At 64.2% G+C, this 18,381-nt stretch carries 24 protein-coding genes; 10 read left to right on the forward strand and 14 right to left on the reverse strand.

What is annotated here, in order from left to right; translation table 11 throughout:
• Positions 1–129 precede the first annotated feature (129 nt).
• Complete coding sequence (locus AB843_RS12565) at positions 130–831, reverse strand: response regulator transcription factor (RefSeq protein WP_087587102.1); 702 nt, start codon at positions 829–831, stop codon at positions 130–132.
• A 404-nt stretch (positions 832–1,235) separates the two neighbouring features.
• On the opposite strand from AB843_RS12565, the gene AB843_RS12570 reads away from it, so the two are divergent.
• From AB843_RS12570 to AB843_RS12585, 4 genes are all read left to right on the forward strand, one after another.
• Complete coding sequence (locus AB843_RS12570) at positions 1,236–2,846, forward strand: phosphoenolpyruvate carboxykinase (RefSeq protein ID WP_048647205.1); 1,611 nt, start codon at positions 1,236–1,238, stop codon at positions 2,844–2,846.
• A gap of 84 nt (positions 2,847–2,930) precedes the next feature.
• Entirely contained in the window at positions 2,931–3,365 is a 435-nt protein-coding gene (gene arfB / locus AB843_RS12575) for an alternative ribosome rescue aminoacyl-tRNA hydrolase ArfB (protein WP_048647206.1), read from the forward strand.
• Positions 3,366–3,486: 121 nt separating this feature from the next.
• Entirely contained in the window at positions 3,487–3,948 is a 462-nt protein-coding gene (lysM, locus tag AB843_RS12580; protein ID WP_048647207.1) for a peptidoglycan-binding protein LysM, read from the forward strand.
• 97 nt (positions 3,949–4,045) lie between these two features.
• Positions 4,046–4,678 carry an alpha-ketoglutarate-dependent dioxygenase AlkB family protein gene (locus AB843_RS12585; protein WP_048647373.1) on the forward strand — a complete coding sequence of 211 codons (633 nt, stop codon included), beginning with the start codon at positions 4,046–4,048 and terminating at the stop codon, positions 4,676–4,678.
• A gap of 9 nt (positions 4,679–4,687) precedes the next feature.
• Here the strand turns inward: AB843_RS12585 and coaA are convergent, their stop codons facing one another.
• Genes coaA through hisB form a run of 8 tightly spaced genes read right to left on the reverse strand, consistent with a single transcriptional unit; the run spans position 4,688 to position 9,590 of the window.
• The gene (gene coaA / locus AB843_RS12590; protein WP_048647374.1) at positions 4,688–5,647 is read right to left on the reverse strand and encodes a type I pantothenate kinase; all 960 of its coding nucleotides are present in this window, start codon (positions 5,645–5,647) and stop codon (positions 4,688–4,690) included.
• 35 nt (positions 5,648–5,682) lie between these two features.
• Positions 5,683–6,003, reverse strand: a complete 321-nt coding sequence (locus tag AB843_RS12595) for a phosphoribosyl-ATP diphosphatase (protein ID WP_048647208.1) — start codon at positions 6,001–6,003, stop codon at positions 5,683–5,685.
• Positions 6,000–6,803: an imidazole glycerol phosphate synthase subunit HisF gene (gene hisF / locus AB843_RS12600; RefSeq protein ID WP_048647209.1), complete on the reverse strand. Its 804-nt coding sequence runs from the start codon at positions 6,801–6,803 to the stop codon at positions 6,000–6,002. The genes AB843_RS12595 and hisF overlap by 4 nt, the downstream gene beginning before the upstream one ends.
• Positions 6,800–7,534: a 1-(5-phosphoribosyl)-5-[(5-phosphoribosylamino)methylideneamino]imidazole-4-carboxamide isomerase gene (gene hisA, locus AB843_RS12605; protein WP_048647210.1), complete on the reverse strand. Its 735-nt coding sequence runs from the start codon at positions 7,532–7,534 to the stop codon at positions 6,800–6,802. The genes hisF and hisA overlap by 4 nt, the downstream gene beginning before the upstream one ends.
• Before the next feature lie 3 nt (positions 7,535–7,537).
• Entirely contained in the window at positions 7,538–7,837 is a 300-nt protein-coding gene (locus AB843_RS12610) for a DUF1330 domain-containing protein (protein ID WP_048647375.1), read from the reverse strand.
• 11 nt (positions 7,838–7,848) lie between these two features.
• Positions 7,849–8,499 (reverse strand): imidazole glycerol phosphate synthase subunit HisH, encoded by a 651-nt coding sequence (gene hisH, locus AB843_RS12615; RefSeq protein ID WP_048647211.1) that lies wholly within the window; start codon positions 8,497–8,499, stop codon positions 7,849–7,851.
• 1 nt (position 8,500) lies between these two features.
• Positions 8,501–8,977 (reverse strand): DUF2628 domain-containing protein, encoded by a 477-nt coding sequence (locus tag AB843_RS12620; protein ID WP_048647212.1) that lies wholly within the window; start codon positions 8,975–8,977, stop codon positions 8,501–8,503.
• Between the two features lie 4 nt (positions 8,978–8,981).
• Positions 8,982–9,590, reverse strand: coding sequence for an imidazoleglycerol-phosphate dehydratase HisB (gene hisB / locus AB843_RS12625; RefSeq protein ID WP_048647213.1), 609 nt, complete (start codon positions 9,588–9,590; stop codon positions 8,982–8,984).
• Positions 9,591–9,908: 318 nt separating this feature from the next.
• On the opposite strand from hisB, the gene hslV reads away from it, so the two are divergent.
• The 4 genes from hslV to AB843_RS12650 all read left to right on the forward strand — a co-directional run bounded on the left by hslV (position 9,909) and on the right by AB843_RS12650 (position 13,425).
• Positions 9,909–10,457 (forward strand): ATP-dependent protease subunit HslV, encoded by a 549-nt coding sequence (gene hslV, locus AB843_RS12635; protein WP_048647215.1) that lies wholly within the window; start codon positions 9,909–9,911, stop codon positions 10,455–10,457.
• On the forward strand, positions 10,447–10,986 hold the full coding sequence (locus tag AB843_RS12640; RefSeq protein ID WP_048647216.1) for a GNAT family N-acetyltransferase: 540 nt from the start codon (positions 10,447–10,449) through the stop codon (positions 10,984–10,986). Before hslV ends, AB843_RS12640 begins: the two co-directional genes overlap by 11 nt.
• Positions 10,983–12,293 (forward strand): ATP-dependent protease ATPase subunit HslU, encoded by a 1,311-nt coding sequence (gene hslU, locus AB843_RS12645; protein ID WP_048647217.1) that lies wholly within the window; start codon positions 10,983–10,985, stop codon positions 12,291–12,293. The genes AB843_RS12640 and hslU overlap by 4 nt, the downstream gene beginning before the upstream one ends.
• A 154-nt stretch (positions 12,294–12,447) precedes the next feature.
• Positions 12,448–13,425: a DUF1402 family protein gene (locus tag AB843_RS12650; protein ID WP_048647218.1), complete on the forward strand. Its 978-nt coding sequence runs from the start codon at positions 12,448–12,450 to the stop codon at positions 13,423–13,425.
• Positions 13,426–13,451: 26 nt separating this feature from the next.
• On the opposite strand, the gene AB843_RS12655 is transcribed toward AB843_RS12650, so the two are convergent.
• From AB843_RS12655 to AB843_RS12670, 4 genes are read right to left on the reverse strand one after another with little or no spacing between them, the layout of a single operon-like run.
• Positions 13,452–13,841: a helix-turn-helix domain-containing protein gene (locus AB843_RS12655; protein WP_048647219.1), complete on the reverse strand. Its 390-nt coding sequence runs from the start codon at positions 13,839–13,841 to the stop codon at positions 13,452–13,454.
• Positions 13,838–14,404, reverse strand: coding sequence for a Smr/MutS family protein (locus AB843_RS12660; protein ID WP_048647220.1), 567 nt, complete (start codon positions 14,402–14,404; stop codon positions 13,838–13,840). Before AB843_RS12660 ends, AB843_RS12655 begins: the two co-directional genes overlap by 4 nt.
• Complete coding sequence (mltA, locus tag AB843_RS12665) at positions 14,401–15,543, reverse strand: murein transglycosylase A (protein WP_048647221.1); 1,143 nt, start codon at positions 15,541–15,543, stop codon at positions 14,401–14,403. Before mltA ends, AB843_RS12660 begins: the two co-directional genes overlap by 4 nt.
• 3 nt (positions 15,544–15,546) lie before the next feature.
• Positions 15,547–16,254, reverse strand: a complete 708-nt coding sequence (locus AB843_RS12670) for a Tim44/TimA family putative adaptor protein (protein WP_048647222.1) — start codon at positions 16,252–16,254, stop codon at positions 15,547–15,549.
• Between the two features lie 210 nt (positions 16,255–16,464).
• On the opposite strand from AB843_RS12670, the gene AB843_RS12675 reads away from it, so the two are divergent.
• Positions 16,465–16,971: an FxsA family protein gene (locus AB843_RS12675; RefSeq protein WP_048647223.1), complete on the forward strand. Its 507-nt coding sequence runs from the start codon at positions 16,465–16,467 to the stop codon at positions 16,969–16,971.
• A 133-nt stretch (positions 16,972–17,104) separates the two neighbouring features.
• Positions 17,105–17,614 carry a protein-export chaperone SecB gene (gene secB, locus AB843_RS12680; RefSeq protein ID WP_048647224.1) on the forward strand — a complete coding sequence of 170 codons (510 nt, stop codon included), beginning with the start codon at positions 17,105–17,107 and terminating at the stop codon, positions 17,612–17,614.
• 46 nt (positions 17,615–17,660) lie between these two features.
• On the opposite strand, the gene dnaQ is transcribed toward secB, so the two are convergent.
• Positions 17,661–18,362 (reverse strand): DNA polymerase III subunit epsilon, encoded by a 702-nt coding sequence (gene dnaQ, locus AB843_RS12685; RefSeq protein ID WP_048647225.1) that lies wholly within the window; start codon positions 18,360–18,362, stop codon positions 17,661–17,663.
• Positions 18,363–18,381: the final 19 nt, after the last annotated feature.

An 18,381-nucleotide genomic window follows, 5' to 3' on the forward strand; every position in this document is an offset into this window, starting at 1 on the left:
ACCACCGTCTTGTCGCGACCATCCGGCCGCGGGCATCACACGCCAATCCGGGCGGGCATTGGATCACGATGAGGCTTTATCCCGATCCAGCCTTTCGATTCTCGCACGATCCTTTTCCGGAACCATGCTCTAGATCTCGCGGAAGCGGTACCCCACGCCGTAGAGCGTTTCGATCATGTCGAACTCCACGTCAACAGACTTGAACTTCTTGCGCAACCGCTTGATGTGGCTGTCGATGGTCCGGTCGTCGACGTAAACCTGCTCGTCATAGGCCGAATCCATCAGCGCATCGCGGCTCTTGACCACGCCTGGCCGCTGCGCCAGAGAATGCAGGATCAGGAACTCGGTCACCGTCAGCGTCACCGGTTCGCCCTTCCAGGTGCAGGTGTGGCGCTCCTGGTCCATCACCAGCTGGCCGCGCTCGAGCGAACGGGTCTGCTTGCCCGGCGCCTTGACGATGGCGTCACGGGCGCTGGCGCGGCGCAGCACGGCGCGCACGCGCTCGACCAGAAGGCGTTGCGAAAACGGTTTGCGGACGAAATCGTCGGCGCCCATCTTCAGGCCGAACAACTCGTCGATCTCGTCATCCTTGGACGTCAGGAAGATCACCGGCACGTCGCTCTTCTGGCGCAGGCGGCGCAGCAGCTCCATGCCATCCATGCGCGGCATCTTGATGTCGAGGATGGCCAGGTTGGGCGGCCGCGCACCGAGACCTTCCAGGGCCGAAACCCCGTCCGTATAGGTCTCTACCCGATATCCCTCAGCCTCCAAGGCGATGGAAACGGATGTCAGAATGTTGCGGTCGTCATCGACAAGCGCGATCGTTGCCATGTCAAGCGGCTCCCTCATGGGCTTTTCGTCCCTCTCTGCGTCGAACGTGCGCAGTTGCAGGACAAATTAGGTACAAAATGTGGCACAGAACACGGCGTGTGTCACACCACCGCAGGCGACGGAGCAAAACCGGTCAGCAAAGCGCTTCAAGATTGCCCACAGCTGTTCACCGGGATTTAAACGATTTAGACGATTTTAAAATCTTTAAATCGATTAATGGTTTGAAATTTCTGGCCTTTTTGTGTTTTCACCATTATCCGCCCGCGCAGACGGGCATCGTCAAAGGCGCCATGCGTCCATTCGGACGCATCAAGGACGCTTTATCTACTTGTTTTTCCGCATTTATGCGGACGTCAGGTGAGTCCGCCTGACTGCAAAATGCTCAGGGGATTCTGGTGGTCAGTATGAACGAAACCGGCATGCGCAATCCGGATTGCGGGATTGAAACCTGCGGTCTGAAAACGACGGGCGCTGTCCGTTACAATCTTCAGGCCGCCGCCCTCTACGAGGAAGCGATCCGCCGCGGCGAAGCGCAGCTCTCGGCACATGGCGCGCTGGTGGCCGAGACGGGCCAGCACACCGGCCGGTCGGCGAAGGACAAGTTCATCGTCCGCGACACCGCCACCGAGGGCGTCGTCTGGTGGGACAACAACAAGCCGATGGCGCCGGAGCATTTTGCCGCGCTGCGTGCCGATTTCCTCAGCCACGCGGCCGACCGCGACCTGTTCGTCCAGGACCTGGTGGGCGGGGCGGACCCGGAAAACAGCCTGCCGGTGCGGGTCGTCACCGAGTATGCCTGGCACTCGCTGTTCATCCGCAACCTGCTTCTGCGGCCGGAGGCCGAGGCGCTCGCCTCCTTCATGCCGCGCATGACCATCATCGACCTGCCGTCCTTCCGTGCCGACCCGGCGCGCCATGGCTGCCGCACGGAAACGGTGATCGCCATCGACCTGACACGCATGATCGTGCTGATCGGCGGCACCTCCTATGCCGGCGAAATGAAGAAATCGGTCTTTACCGCGCTTAATTATCTGCTGCCGGCGCGCGGCGTGATGCCGATGCATTGCTCGGCCAATGTCGGACCCGGTGGCGATGCCGCCGTGTTCTTCGGCCTGTCGGGGACCGGCAAGACGACGCTTTCGGCCGATCCGGCGCGCACGTTGCTCGGCGATGACGAGCATGGCTGGGGCGAAACCGGCCTGTTCAATTTCGAGGGCGGCTGCTACGCCAAGACGATCCATCTTTCGCAGGAAGCCGAGCCGGAGATCTTCGCCACGACGCGCCGTTTCGGCACGATCATGGAGAACGTCGTGCTCGACGCGCACGGCAACCCGGATTTCGAGGATGGCAGCCTGACGGAAAACACCCGCTGCGCCTATCCGCTGCACTTCATCCCCAACGCCAGCGCCACCGGGCAAAGCGGCCAGCCGAAGAACATCATCATGCTGACGGCCGATGCCTTCGGCGTGCTGCCGCCGATCGCCAAGCTGACGCCGGCGCAGGCCATGTATCACTTCCTGTCCGGCTACACGGCCAAGGTGGCGGGCACGGAAAAGGGCGTCACTGAGCCGGAAGCGACCTTCTCGACCTGCTTCGGCGCTCCCTTCATGCCGCGCCATCCTGCCGAATACGGCAACCTCCTGCGCGACCTGATCGCCCAGCACGGGGTCGATTGCTGGCTGGTCAACACCGGCTGGACCGGCGGCGCCTACGGCACCGGCAGCCGCATGCCGATCAAGGTGACGCGCGGGCTGCTTAACGCGGCACTGCGCGGCGAGCTCAACGGCGCGGAATTCCGCACCGACCCGCATTTCGGCTTTGCCGTGCCGGTCGCCGTGCCGGGCATCGACGCCAATCTGCTCGACCCGCGCTCGACCTGGGCGGACAAGGCCGCCTATGACGCCCAGGCGCGCCGGCTGGTGGGCATGTTCATCGACAGTTTCGCCAAGTTCGAAACCCATGTGGATGCCAGCGTGAGAGCTGCGGCGCCCGTTCGCGCGGAAGCTGCCGAATAGGCAGAGCTTGCACATAACTCCATCCATGCGCATTTTCAGGGCCCGGCGGACACACCGGGCCCATTTTTTAGCTGAAAGCGTGCGATGGCCGAAGGCGATCTGATCATCAAGGACGGCGTTCTCGTCCACGAGGACGAGCTGCAGGAGCAGTTCATCCGTTCCTCGGGGCCTGGCGGGCAGAACGTCAACAAGGTGGCGACGGCGGTGCAGTTGCGCTTCGACGTGATCAACGCGCGCGGCCTGCCTGAGCGTGTGCGCGAGCGGGCGCTGAAACTCGCCGGCAGCCGGGCCACCAAGGAAGGCCACATCATCATCGAGGCGAGCCGCTTCCGCACGCAGGAGCAGAATCGCGCCGATGCCCGCGACCGGCTGGCCGAACTGATCGGCCGCGCAGCGGAACCTCCGCCGAAGCCGCGCAAGAAAACGCGGCCGTCGCGCTCGTCCGTCGAGCGGCGCCTGAAGGCGAAGGCCGGGCGCTCGACGGTGAAGAAAATGCGCGGCAAGGTCTCGTCCGAATAGGCAGGTGGCGCCGGCAGACTTCCGGTCCCGACCGCAAACTTATGCAGGCGCACTGTTTTACAGTTGAAATCTTGGTGCATTACCCGTCAAATGACGCGTATTTCAAAACCGGAGAGTTTCAATGGGTATTTTCGATTTCGTCAAATCGGTGGGCAAGAAGCTGGGCGTGGTGGATGAAGAGGCCCCAGAGGCGGCCGAGCTGAAGAAGGAACTCGATTCCCATAAGCTCGGCACCGACAAGGTCGACATCGTCGTCGAAGGCGACAAGGTGGTCCTGAAAGGCCAGGTCGCCGACCAGTCCGCCTTCGAAAAAGCGGTCATCGCCGTCGGCAACACGCTCGGCGTTTCCAAGGTGGAGGCCGGCGAGCTGACGGTTGCCGAAAGCGCAGGCAGCGCCAAGGAACCGGTGTTCTACACCGTCAAGAAGGGCGACAATCTCTGGAAGATCGCCGAGGCCCAATACGGCAAGGGCAAGGGCACCAAGCACACGGTCATCTTCGAGGCCAACAAGCCGATGCTGACCCACCCGGACAAGATCTATCCCGGCCAGGTGCTGCGCATTCCGGATCTCGCCGAGGCGTAATCGCCGGGCGACCAGGAACCACGAACGGCGGCTTTCGGGTCGCCGTTTTTGTTTTCGGCCTGCTATGTTCGGGCATGCGGAACGTGAGACCTCTACCATGCCGATCCTGACCGAGGGTGTTCGCCATCTGCCCGGCCTGCTCGACCGAGCGGCGCAGGAGGCACTGGCGGAGGACATTCGCGCCGTGGTGCGCGACGCGCCGCTGTTCGTGCCCGCCATGCCGCGCACGGGCAAGGAGATGAGCGTCCGCATGACCAATTGCGGGCCGCTCGGCTGGGTGACCGACAAGGAGCGCGGCTATCGCTACCAGGACACCCATCCCGTCACCGGCAAGCCTTGGCCACCGATTCCCGCACGTCTCATGTCATTGTGGGATGACGTGGCGGATTACGCCGCGCCGCCGGAGGCGTGCCTCGTCAATTTCTATGCGGAAACCGCCAGGATGGGCCTGCACCAGGATCGCGACGAGGAGGAATTTTCCGCGCCCGTCGTGTCGGTTTCACTGGGTGACGCGTGCCTGTTCCGTGTCGGCGGGCCGAAGCGCGGCGACAGAACCGTTTCGGTGAAGCTGCAGAGCGGCGATGTGGTGGTGCTGGGCGGCGCCGGCCGCCTCGCCTTTCATGGCGTCGACCGCATCTATCCCGGCACCTCGACATTGTTCAATTCGTCGGGGCTCAACGCGCCGGGACGCATCAACCTCACCCTGCGCCGCGTGACGATGCCCGTTTGAGAAAACCGCTCAGAGCTTCCTGAGCGCGACTTCTTCGGTCAGATGGTTGGCGCCCTTGCGCAGGATCAGGTCGGCGCGCGGGCGGGTCGGCAGGATGTTGTTGCGCAGGTTCTTCAGGTTGATGTTCTCCCAAAGCCCCTCGGCGATGGCCAGCGCCGCGTCGGGCTTCAGCGTGGCATAGCGATGGAAGAAGGATTCGGGGTTCTTGAAGGCCGTGTCGCGCAGCCGCATGAAGCGGTCGACATACCATTGATGGATCAGCTCTTCCGGCGCGTCGATATAGATCGAGAAATCGAAGAAGTCCGACACCACCGGCACCGCCGTGCCGTCCTGCGGCAGGTCGCGCGTCTGCAACACGTTGATGCCTTCGAAGATGAGGATGTCCGGCCGGTCGATGGTGACGAATTCGCCGGGCAGGACGTCATAGGTCAGGTGCGAATACAGTGGCGCACGCACATTCGGCATGCCGGCCTTGATGCCGGAGAGAAAACGCAGCACGGCGCCGAGATCGTAGCTTTCGGGAAAGCCCTTGCGTTCCATCAGGTTTTCGCGGCGCAGAACCGCGTTGGGATGGAGAAACCCGTCGGTCGTCACCAGATCGACTTTCGGGCTCGACGGCCAGCGGGCAAGCAATTCCTGCAGCACGCGGGCAGTGGTGGATTTGCCGACGGCGACGGAGCCGGCGATGCCGATGATGAAGGGCGCCTTCACCACGTCGTTGGAATTGAAGAACACCTGCCGCTGGCGAAACAGGAGCTGGCTCGCCTCGACATGCGCCGACAGGAGGCGGGACATGGAGAGGTAGATGCGGCGCACCTCTTCCAGATCGACCGGGTCGTTGAGGGAGCGCAGGCGGCGCACCTCGTCCTCGGTCAGGTTGAGCGGCGTGTCGGCGCGAAACTGCGCCCATTTTTCCGCCGAGAAGATCCGGTAGGGAGAATACTTCTCCCCTGAGACAAGCTGGTCCATGAAATCCGCGGCCCCCTTCCTTGCCGCCATCGAAATCATTCCTTCCGCGCCGCTTTTTCCGCCACGCCGGATTGCGCGGTGCGGCTTTCAAGCTCCCGCATCACCTCATCGAGCGAAACGCCTTCCAGCGCCAGCACGACAAGCCAATGATAAAGGAGATCGGCGCTTTCGGAAATGAGACCCTGGCGGTCGTGCGAGACAGCGGCAATGACCGCCTCGACGGCTTCCTCACCGAGCTTTTGCGCGGCCTTTTCCGTACCCTTGGCAAACAGCTTCGCCGTCCAGGAACCGGTGGCGCCCGAGCGCGCGCGTTCGGCAACGATGGCTTCCAGCCGGGCAAGGTCGAATGCGCTCATGCCTGCTCCAGATCATTGCGCACCGGGTCGAGCCGCATCGGGATGCCGGCGGCCGCCATGTGCTCTTTGGCTTCAGTGATCGTATAGGTGCCGAAGTGAAAAATCGAGGCGGCAAGCACGGCCGCCGCATGGCCGTCGCGCACGCCGGCGACCAGATCGTCGAGCGTGCCGACGCCGCCCGAGGCGATGACCGGCGCGCGCACCGCGTCGGCGACCGCCTTCGTGAGGGCGATATCGTAGCCCGCCTTGGTGCCGTCGCGGTCCATCGATGTCAGCAGGATTTCGCCGGCGCCGAGGTCGACGACGCGGCGGGCGAATTCGACGGCGTCGATGCCGGTCGCCTTGCGGCCGCCATGGGTGAAGATTTCCCAGCGGTTCGCCTCGCCTTCGCCCGACACCTTCTTGGCGTCGATGGCGACGACGATGCACTGATTGCCGAACTTGTCGGCGGCACGGGCGACGAAATCCGGATCGTTGACGGCAGCGGTGTTGATCGACACCTTGTCGGCGCCGGCCAGAAGCAGCTTGCGGATGTCGGCCACTTCGCGCACGCCGCCGCCCACCGTCAGCGGCATGAAGCATTGCTCGGCGGTGCGCGCCACCACGTCGAAGATGGTTTCGCGGTTGTCGCTGGATGCGGTGATGTCGAGGAAGCACAATTCGTCGGCGCCGGCGGCGTCATAGGCCTTGGCCGCCTCCACCGGATCGCCGGCATCGACCAGATCGACGAAATTGACGCCCTTGACGACACGGCCGTCCTTGACGTCGAGGCAGGGGATGACGCGGGCCTTGAGGGTCATGCGGCAGCTCCGCGCAGCATCTCGAGCGCCTGGGCAGGATCGATGCGGCCGTCGTAGAGCGCGCGGCCGGAGATGGCGCCTTCCAGCTTCTTCGCGTCGGGCATGGTCATGCGGACGATGTCGGCGATGGAGGCGAGGCCGCCGGAGGCGATGACCGGGATCGATACTGCCTCCGCCAGGTCGATCGTCGCGTCCCAGTTGATGCCGGTCAGAACGCCGTCGCGATCGATGTCGGTGTAGATGATGGCGGCAACGCCCGCGCCTTCGAAGCGGCGGGCAAGCTCGACCGCCGCCAGGTCGGAGGTTTCAGCCCAGCCCTCGACGGCCACCTTGCCGCCGCGCGCGTCGATGCCGACGGCGATCCTGCCCGGAAACGCCTTGCAGGCCTCGCGCACCAGATCGGGGTCGCGCACGGCGATTGTGCCGAGAATGACGCGCGCCAGACCCTTGTCCAGCCAGGCCTCGATATGCGCCAGCGTGCGAATGCCGCCGCCGAGCTGCACCGGGTTCTTCGTCGCCTTGAGGATCGCCTCGACCGCCGCGCCGTTAACGCTTTCGCCGGCGAAGGCGCCGTTCAGATCGACCACATGCAGCCATTCGAACCCCTGCTCCTCGAAGGCCCTGGCCTGGGCGGCGGGGTCCGGGTTGTAGACGGTCGCTTCGTCCATGTCGCCGAGCTTCAGCCGCACGCACTGGCCGTCCTTCAGGTCGATGGCTGGGAACAGGATCATGCGTCAGACGCCCTCGATGATGGTGAATTTCGCCGTCGAATTGGCAAGGCGGATCTTCAGCGCTTCCTGGTATTCCGGCGAGTTGTAGCAGGCGATCGCCCGTTCGTATGAGCTGAATTCGATGATTACCTGCCGGTCACCGGCTGGCCCTTCCGGGTCAATGTGCTGGCCGCCGCGGGCAAGGAACTTCGCGCCGTATTTCTCGAAGGCTGTGGCATTGGCCTCGATATAGCCCTTGTAGGCTTCGGGGTCGGCGATATCGACCATCGCGATCCAGTAGCCCTTCTTCGTTTCAGTGCTCATGGTTCCGCTGCTCATGGCGCCCACCTCAGGAAGTTGGCGATCAGGGCCAGGCCGAGCGCCTGGCTCTTTTCGGGATGAAACTGCGTGCCGGCAAGATTGTCGCGCGCCACCGCCGCGGTGATCGGCCCGCCATAGTCGGTGGTGGCCAGCACCTCGGCATCGTTCGTCGCCGCCAGATGATAGGAATGGACGAAATAGGCGTGCAGACCATCCGGGCCGGTGGGGATGCCGGTGAACAGCGGATGCGAGTGTTTCACGTGAATCGTGTTCCAGCCGATCTGCGGAATCTTCAAGGCCGGATCCGTCGGCGTCATTTCCACCACATCGCCGGCGATCCAGCCGAGACCCCGGGTCACGGTCTTTTCCAGTCCGCGTTCGCTCATCAACTGCATGCCGACGCAGATGCCGAGAAAGGGGCGGCCCTTGCCAATCGCCGCTTCGGTGACCGCCTCCGTCATGCCGGGCACGGCATCGAGGCCCCGGCGGCAATCGGCATAGGCGCCAACACCGGGCAGCACGATACGGTCGGCCGAACGCACCCAGTCGGCGTCCGCCGTGACAGTGATGTCGGCGGCGATGCCGGTTTCGCGCGCGGCGCGCTCGAAGGCCTTGGCCGCCGAGCGCAGATTGCCGGAGCCATAGTCGATGATGGCAACCCGCATCTCAGCGCGCTCCCGGATAGGAAAACAGGCCGAGCGCCGGACCCGAATCGCGGCCGAAGCCCTTCGCAGGGGCATTCGGCAGGTTCGGCCGCGGTGGCGTCACGGCCAGCGCCTCCCCCGAGAACAGCTCGGCCATGTAGCGGGTTTCGGCGTCGGAGCGGCTGTCGGCCTCGACGACGCCCCATTGCCGCCAGCCGCGCCGGCGCAGCATGGCGATGCGCAAGCCGCGCGCCTCGAGGCCGAGGAACAGCGACACGCACAGCGACATCACGGTCGATGCGACCGACCATCCCTCCAGCGTGCCCAGCGCGCCGAGCAGCAGCGCGGCGGCCAGAGCCGCCAACGCCTCCAGCCACATGCGATGCCACAGGAACCAGAGAAACGGCACGACGAAAGCCAGAAAGGCAAATCCGTCACGCACGAGCACCGCATCCTCGGCTCCGGCCTGCGGCGGCTCCATCACCACATAGCTCGCCATCGTCCTATCCCTTCAGGCTGCCCTTGGTGGACGGAACCGCGTCGCGCTGGCGCGGGTCCGGCTCGCAGGCCGCGCGCAGCACGCGCGCCACGGCCTTGAAGCAGGTTTCGGCGATGTGGTGGCTGTTGACGCCATAATGGTTGGTCACATGCAGTGTGACGCCGGCATTCTGCACCAGAGCCTGGAAGAACTCGCGCACCAGCTCGGTGTCGAACGTGCCGATCTTCGGCGTCGGAAACACCACATCCCAGACGAGGAACGGCCGGCCCGAAACGTCGATGGCGGCCCGTGTCAGGCACTCATCCATGGCGAGGTCGAGCGACGCGTAGCGCGTGATGCCGCGCCGCTCGCCGAGCGCATCGGCAATGGCCTTGCCGATGGCGATGCCGCAATCCTCCACCGTGTGGTGGTCGTCGATGTGCAGGTCGCCCTCGGCTTTCAACGTCAGGTCGATCAGGGAATGGCGGGAAAGCTGCTCCAGCATATGGTCGAAGAAACCGACCCCGGTCGCCACCTCGTAGCGGCCCTCGCCGTCGAGATCGACGCGGACGGCAATCGCCGTCTCATTGGTCTTGCGGCTGATCTCGGCCGTGCGCGTCTTGCTGGAAACCATGGCTCATTTTCCCTGGCGGTTCAGAAGGCTTGCCTTCTGGTGGTGCGATCCTAACAGATGGTGCCCATCTGTTAGGACAAATCGCCCCACCAAATCAAACAGCTTGTGGGCTGACTTATCGAAACGGATGGGAACCATCAGTTTCGGTCAGACCACTAGCAGCATGTTTTCGCAGCGCCAAGCGCTCTCGTGGTTCGACAAGCTCACCATGAGGGCGCCAGGGCCGGACGGGGCCGTTTGCAATCCGGCCCCGTCCGCTTACATAATCGCTCTGACGGCGCCGCGCCTCTTCCCGGGCGGCGCGATAAGGAGTGTGCGATGAGTGAAGACAGATCCATGCACGCCACGACGATCGTCACCGTGCGCAAGGGCGGCAGGGTGGTGATCGCCGGCGACGGGCAGGTGAGCCTCGGCAACACCGTGATGAAGGGCAATGCGCGGAAAGTCCGGCGCATCGGCAAGGGCAATGTGATCGCCGGCTTCGCCGGCGCGACCGCCGATGCCTTCACTCTTCTGGAGCGGCTGGAGGCGAAGCTCGAACAATATCCCGACCAGTTGATGCGCGCCTGTGTCGAGCTTGCCAAGGATTGGCGCACCGACCGCTATCTGCGCCGGCTGGAAGCGATGATGCTGGTGGCCGACAAGAGCGTCACCCTGGCGCTGACCGGCAATGGCGACGTTCTGGAACCCGAGCAGGGGGTTATGGCCATCGGCTCCGGCGGCAATTATGCACTCGCGGCGGCGCGCGCGCTGATTGACACCGAGCGGGACGCCGAGGCCATCGCCCGCAAGGCGATGGAGATCGCCGCCTCGATCTGCATCTACACCAATGACAACGTCGTGGTGGAAACGCTCGATGCCGAGTGAGGCCGGCCGGATCACCTTCGCTCCGGTGACAGCCGCGCATTTCCCGCTGCTTCTCGACTGGCTCAACCGGGCGCATGTGCGCGAATGGTGGGGCGAAGCGGAAACCGAGCTCGGCCACATCCGCGACATGGTGGAGGGACGCGATACGACGCGGCCCTTCGTGATCGAATTCGACGGCCGGCCGATCGGCTACATCCAGTACTGGTTTCTCGCCGACAATCGCGACGAGACCACAATGAAAGAGGCGCCGTGGCTTGCCGAACTGCTGGCCGATACCGTCGGCATCGACCTGACGATCGGCGAGGAAGACCTGCTTTCGAAGGGCATCGGCGCCGCCGCGGTAAAGCTGATGGTGCGCCACCTTCTGGAGGCGGGGCATACCAACATCATCATCGACCCGGATCCTGAAAACCGGCGCGCGGTGCGTGCCTATGAAAAAGCCGGTTTCCGGCCTGTAGACCATCTCGAGGGACGCACCGAAGGCGCCCTGATCATGCAATACGACAGACAAAACGAGACGAACACATGACCACATTTTCCCCGCGCGAGATCGTCTCCGAGCTCGACCGCTACATCATCGGCCAGAAGGACGCCAAGCGCGCCGTGGCCATTGCCCTGCGCAACCGTTGGCGGCGCCAGCAGCTCGAAGCCGATCTGCGCGAGGAGGTGATGCCGAAGAACATCCTGATGATCGGCCCGACCGGTGTCGGCAAGACGGAAATCTCGCGCCGCCTGGCGAAGCTCGCCGGCGCGCCCTTCATCAAGGTCGAGGCGACGAAGTTCACCGAGGTCGGCTATGTCGGCCGCGATGTCGAGCAGATCATCCGCGACCTGGTGGAAGCCGCCATCGGCCTGACGCGCGAAAAGATGCGCGAGAGCGTCAAGGCACGCGCCCACATGAACGCCGAGGAGCGCGTTCTTGAGGCGCTGGTCGGCAAGACGGCCAGCCCGGCCACCCGCGACAGTTTTCGCCAGAAGCTGCGCAATGGCGAGCTGGACGACAAGGAAATCGAGGTCGAGGTCTCGGATTCGGGCGGCGGCATGCCCGGTTTCGAGCTGCCCGGCATGCCGGGCGCCAATATCGGCGTGCTGAACATCAACGACATGCTGCAGAAGGCCATGGGCGGGCAGCAGACCAAGAAGCGCAAGACGAGCGTCAAGGAATCCTACGCGCTGCTGATCAACGACGAATCCGACAAGCTGCTCGACCAGGACGAGGTGGTGCACCGGGCGCTGGATTCGGCGCAGAATGACGGCATCGTCTTCCTCGACGAGATCGACAAGATCGCCAACCGCGAGGGCGGCATGGGCGCCGGCGTGTCGCGCGAGGGCGTGCAGCGCGACCTGTTGCCGCTGGTCGAGGGCACGACGGTGGCGACCAAATACGGGCCGGTGAAGACCGACCACATCCTGTTCATCGCCTCGGGCGCCTTCCATGTGTCGAAGCCGTCCGACCTGTTGCCGGAACTGCAGGGCCGCCTGCCGATCCGCGTCGAGCTGCGGGCGCTGGAGAAGGATGATTTCCGCCGCATCCTGACGGAGACCGAGGCGAGCCTGATCAGGCAGTACATTGCGCTGATGGCGACGGAGGGCGTCGAGCTGGAGTTCACCGACGACGCCATCGACCGGCTGGCGGCGATCGCCGTCGACCTGAACGCCTCCGTCGAGAACATCGGCGCGCGGCGACTGCAGACGGTGATGGAGCGTGTGCTCGACGACATCTCCTTCCACGCGCCGGACCGCTCCGACACGAAGCTCATCGTCGATGCCGATTACGTGGAAAAGAATGTCGGCGATCTGGCCAGGAACACGGATCTGTCGCGCTTCATCCTGTAAAGCGCCATGCATCTGCAGCGGGCGGAGTGTGGCATCCGTGCCGCGGTTGGGCGGACGCTTGCGCCAATCCGAGAATCTCTCTCGACTTGATCGCAGCGTTTGCCTACCTTGCGCGCCATTCAAACACGATGAACCGGGGCGGAAGCAGCGCGACATGGCATCACGGGCTCAATTGGTTATCGGCTTGTGCCTTGGGCTTCTGGGCGCCGGCATTCTGTCCGCCAGCGCCGCCAAGCTGGTGCCGGAGGGCAACCGCAATGCCGAACAGCCCGCAGTGCCGGGCGGCTCGGCCAAGCGCACGAGATCGGCCAAGACGACCTATGATGCCAAATACGGCAAGGTCTACCAGCTGCTGAAGAATGACGGCATGCTGATCTCGAAGATCCGCGACGTTGCCGCGCACTACCAGATCGACCCGGTGCATATGGTCGGCGCCATCGTCGGCGAACACACCTATAATGTAGACGCCTATGACCGGTTGCAAACCTACTATATCAAGGCGGTCTCGTACCTGAAGAGCGATTTCTCGTTCAGGCACAATGGCGAGACGGTCGGCCAGTTCGTCGCCCGGCCGGAATTCTCCGACTGCGCCAAGGAAGACGGCAGCAACGATTTGTGGACCTGCCGCGAAGACGTGTGGGACAAGGCCTTCCGCGGCAAGACCGTCGATGGCAAATCCTGGCCGAACAACCGGTTCGGCGCGGTGTTCTTCCAGCCCTTTTACGCCGGGCAGACCTTCGGCATCGGTCAGCTCAACCCGCTGACCGCGTTGCAGATGACCGATACGGTGCATGCCGTTTCGGGCTTCCGCAAGCTTGATGAGAACGATCCGCAGGAGGTCTACCGGACCATCATGGATCCGGACAAATCGTTGGCCTACATGGCGGCAACGGTGAAGGAATCCATAGCGGCCTATCGCAAGATCGCCGGTTTCGACATCTCGAAAAATCCCGGCATCACGGCGACGCTCTACAATCTGGGCAATCCAGAAGCGCGCGCCGCGCGGCTGGCGGCGGAAAACCGCCTGCGCAGCACGACGGGTCAACCGATTAAATGGCCCGAGGAAAACTACTATGGCTGGCTCGTCAACGAGAAGATCGACGAACTGAAGGCGCTGTTCCAGGATTCATGAGCTTGCGGGCCACCCTGCCAGCAAGTTCAGATCCCCGATTTTCCACCGCCCGGCTTCCCGCCGGTTATTTCCTTCAACTGGTCGAGCAGCACTGCGATCTCCGCGTCCTTCATCTTGCCGATATGCGCGGCAAGCAGATTGGCAAGCTCCGTCGCCCTCGGCGAAAGGCGGGCAGTGTCGACCACGACACGCGGATGCGACAGTTCGGCGATGCGCTGCAATTCGTCCGCGTCGTCCCAGATGACGTTGAAATAGCCGATGATCTTCTGCACCATCGCCCAATTGGGCGGGCTGGCGCGGCCATGCTCCAAGGCTGAGAGATAAGCCGGACTGACGCCGATGGCCGCCGCCATGTCCTTCTGGCTGAAACCGCGTTCGCGCCGCAGCTTGCGGACTTTCTCACCGAGCGGTGTCACAGGCCTGGCCCGCCATGCCGCTTGAGGCGGATGTAGAAGGCGCCGCCGCCGCCATGCCGCCGGCTGGCCTCGTCCATGCCGCTGACCAGGCCGGAAAAGGGCGGTGTCGCCAGCCATTGCGGCAGCGCGCGCCGCAGCACACCGTCGCTGCCGAGCGAAGCACCCTTGCCAGTGATGACGAGCACATGCCGCAACCCGTTGGTATGGGCGCGGCTGAGAAACGACAGCAGCAATCCATGCGCTTCCGATTGGGTCAATCCATGCAGATCGACGCGGCCGTCGATGGTCAGGCGTCCGCGGGCCAGCTTCGTGTGCGTCGGTCGATCGATCTTGCGCGCCGGATGGGGCTTGGCCGGCACGCCGACCACCGCCGGGGCCTGCCGAGCGGCAGCGCGCCCTTGCTCGGCAACCGCCACCAGCCGCGCCAGTTCGGCCATGGTGTCGTCGGCGGGCATGGGCGGCTCGTCCAGAACCTTGCCCTTCAGCGGTTCCGTCGTGCGCGCCACCTTGTTCCAGAGAATGCGGTCATCGAGGCTCAGCCGCTTCGGCGTGTGGCGGGTCATCGCCCGGTCTCCACCAGGCTGCGCGGCACCAGCGCGTAGAAGTCGGCCGGATGGCGGATGCCGCCGGCGATCTGGCCTGCGGCGGCGCCAGTCCCCGCAAACAGGTCGCCGCGCGCCGGGCCGGTGATGGCCGAACCGGTGTCCTGGGCGATCATCAGGCGACGAAACGGCGCGCCGTCGAAAGCGGTGAGCGTCGGCGCATCGATGAAGAAGGGCGTGCCGAACGTGTGCAACAGGCGGTCGACGGCCACCGAGCGGCCGGGCTCCAGCTGGACCTTGGCGGCCGCCACAGGTCCTATGCCAGCGTCTCCCGGCTCCGTTTCACGGAAGAAAATGTAGGACCGGTTGCGCCAGAGAATCTCGTCGACGCGCCACGGATTGTCGCGGAACCAGGCCCGAATGGTCTGCATCGTGACAATCTGCGGGTCCAGCGCCCCCAGCGCGATAAGCACTTTTCCGGCGCCGGTGAAGGGATGGCCGCTCTTGGCTGCGTAGGTGATGCGCATCGTCGCACCATCGGTCAGCCTCAGCCGGGCGGCGCCCTGGACATGAATGAAATACGCGTCGACCTTGTCTTCCAGCCAGACCAACTCCAGTTTCCGACCTTCGAGCGCGCCGGAATCGATCGCCCGCCGGTCGAAATACGCGACCAGCCGGCCGTCATCCCGCCGGCAGGCGAAGGCAAAAGAGGGGTCCAGCCCTTCCGGCCGGTTGGCATCGTCCACATCGACGAGATCGGCGGGCCTGGCGTATAACGGGACGGTGAAGCGCTCCGTGCGCGTCCGCGACGCCTCGGCCTCCGGCTCGTAATAGCCGGTGACGAAGCCATGCCCGCCATCAGCCGGGGCAACCCGGCACGGGATGAAATGGCTTTCGAAGAAGGTCCGCGCTGTCGTCTCGTCAGGTACGCTCACGGCGCGCGCGGCGGCATGCGCCTCGGCAAAGGCGGACAGGGCAATGCCCAGGCTGCCGGTACGATAGGGCTTTTGCAGCACCTGATGCGCCGAGCGGGTGAAAGCCCGCAACGCCGGCAGAAACGTGTCCTCCCGCCAGCCGGGCAGAGCGTCGAAGGAAACAGGCGTCAGGAGGGACGAAAGCGCCGCGGGCACGGCGGCCGTGTGCGCTGCCGACCCGGGCAAGGATCAATCCTCGGCTTCGGTGGCGACAAGCTTCCAGTTGGGGTCGCGGGCGCGGGTGTCGCGGGCGAAGGTCCAGACATCCTTGACTTCGGCGACGGTCTCGGGATCGCCGTCGATCACCTCGCCGGCGCTGTCGCGGGTGGCGGAGATCAGCTCGCTGACGACGCGCAGCGTGACATGGGCCTCCGTGCCCTTCATCTCGGCAGCGATGATGTCCATGCCGTCAATGCCGACGAAGGAGGATTCGATCTTCTCGTTGCGCTTCTCGCGTTCGTCTATCGCCGCCACGAAACCCTCATAGACCTCACGCGAAAGCAGGTTCTTCAGGGTGCGCCGATCGCCATCGGCGTAGGCCATGACGATCATCTCATAGGCCATCTTGGCGCCTTCGACGAAGCTCTTCGGCTCGAACGAGGCATCGGCGTCGCGGATGGCGCGCATGCCCTTGTTCAGCTCGGTGCCGGGCTTGGCCGCCTTGTCGATCTCGGCGTAGGTCGGGTCCGGCTCGGCGGCGCCCTTGCGGCGCGGCAGGGAAACGACGTTCTCGCGCTCCTCGGCGTCCTTCTTGGCGCCCGGCTTGCGGTTTGCCGAATAGGGATCGAAGGGCGGGCGTTCACTGCCCGTGCGACGGCCCAGAACGTTGCGCAGCTGGAAAAAGATCACCGCCGCGGCGATGAGAAAGAAAATCGTGCCGAAATCAAAGAATTCCATATTGTCCAGCCAAACAAGCCACTTTGTTCCGCAACGCCAACCGGCTCAAGGACAGGCGCATGGTCGACGGCACCCCGTCCTTACCGGAAATCATATAGAACGCGGGGAGCCATCATTCAAATTATCGGTCAGAATACCTATGTTTTCGTCACTGACCAGCATGCAACGGTCAGAATCTCTCGCAAAACCGATCAACAAGGCTAATGCTTCGTGCGATTCTCCATCGTCCCCTTCCTTCTCCTGGCAATCCCGCTCGCCGAGATTGCCACATTCGTCATGGTCGGCAGCCAGATCGGCGTCTTTCCGACGCTCGGCCTTGTGCTCGCAACGGCAATCGCCGGCTCGATCCTGCTGCGCATCCAGGGTTTTGGCGTCGTCCGGCGTATCCAGGAAACGATGAACCAGGGTGGTACGCCCGGTCGCGATCTGGTGCATGGGGTGATGATTCTCGTCGCCGGCGTTCTGCTGCTCACGCCCGGCTTCATCACCGACACGCTGGGTTTTCTGCTTTTCGTGCCCGCCGTGCGCGATGCCGGCTGGTCGTTCCTGCGCAAACGGGTGGTGGTCATGGGCATGCCGGGCGGCCCTGCGGGTTCCGGTCACGACCCCGCGCGGGGTCCGCGCGACAACGGGCCGCGGACCATCGATCTGTCGAGCGACGACTATAACGAGACCGAAGCGAAAAAATCCCCGTGGCGGCGACCGGGGCAGGAATAGGCGGCATATCCGCCTCCTGCTCGCCGCCCGTTTGCCGCCCGGGTTGCCTTGTCATGCGGCGGTCCCCATGCTAGCGAGCAGGCAACATCAGGGGAGCCGCGCGGCTGCCGAAACAGACTGAGGAAGAACACGCATGGCCAAGAAACCAGAAGAAAACGCCGAAGCCGCGAAGGAAGCAACGACCGCCGGCAATGGCGCGCAGCCGTCGCTGAACGTGCTGACCCAGTATGTCAAGGATCTCTCCTTCGAGAGCCCCGGCGCACCGCAGTCGCTGCGTGGCCGCTCGGAAGCGCCGGCCATCAACATCAATGTCAACGTCAATGCCAACCCGATGGGTGAAAACGACTACGACGTGGTGCTGACGCTGAACGCCAAGGCGGAAGCCGAGAAGACCGTCCTGTTCAACGTCGAGCTGGTCTATGGCGGCGTCTTCCGCATCGCAGGTTTCCCGCAGGAGCACATGCTGCCGGTGCTGTTCATCGAATGCCCACGGCTTCTGTTCCCGTTCGCCCGCCAGGTGATTGCCGAGGCGACGCGCGCCGGCGGTTTCCCGCCACTGATGATCGATCCGATCGATTTCGCCCGCATGTTCCAGCAGCGCGTCGCCGAGGAACAGGCCAAGAGCAAGGTCATGGCTTCCTGACCATGATTTTCGTGCCGGTGGCCCTGTCCGCCCGGCTTCAGACCGCTCAGGCGCGCAGCGTGCGCCAGAGCGCCTTTTCTCCCAGCTTTTCCACCAGGGCTTCATGGGCGGCGCGTTCGGCGTCGCTTATCCTTGGTGCAAGCGGCACGGGACGCTGGGCGATGCTGACCGCTTCACCCGCCTGGTTGCCATTCTCCTGCGTTGCGCCGGCGACTGTTTCCAGCCCGAGTGCCGCCTGCTTGCCGCCGATCAGCTCGATATAGACCTCGGCCAGAAGTTCGGCATCGAGAAGCGCGCCATGCTTGGTGCGGCGGCTGTTGTCGATGCCATAGCGGCGGCACAGCGCATCGAGTGAATTCGGCCCCATGGGATGCTTGCGGCGGGCGATCGCCAACGTGTCGACGACGCGGCCCGGATCGACCGGCAATTGCCCCAGGCGGTCGAACTCGGCATTGATGAAGCCCATGTCGAAACTGGCATTGTGTGCGACGAGCTTGGCACCGTCGATGAATTCCATGAACTCCTCGAGGATCGCGCCGAAGATCGGCTTGTCGGCCAGATCCGCATCGCTGATGCCATGCACGGCCAGCGCCTCCGGATGGACCGAGCGGCCTTGCGCGTTGATGTAGCGATGCAGCGAGCGGCCGGTGGGAAAGCGGTTGACCAGCTCAACGCAGCCGAGTTCGATCACCCGGTCGAGGCGCGGGTCGAGGCCCGTGGTTTCGGTGTCGAAGATGATTTCCCGCATTGATCCGCTCCAAATCGTG

Origin of the sequence: Nitratireductor soli (assembly GCF_001050155.1) — a bacterium.
Lineage (GTDB): Bacteria > Pseudomonadota > Alphaproteobacteria > Rhizobiales > Rhizobiaceae > Nitratireductor > Nitratireductor soli.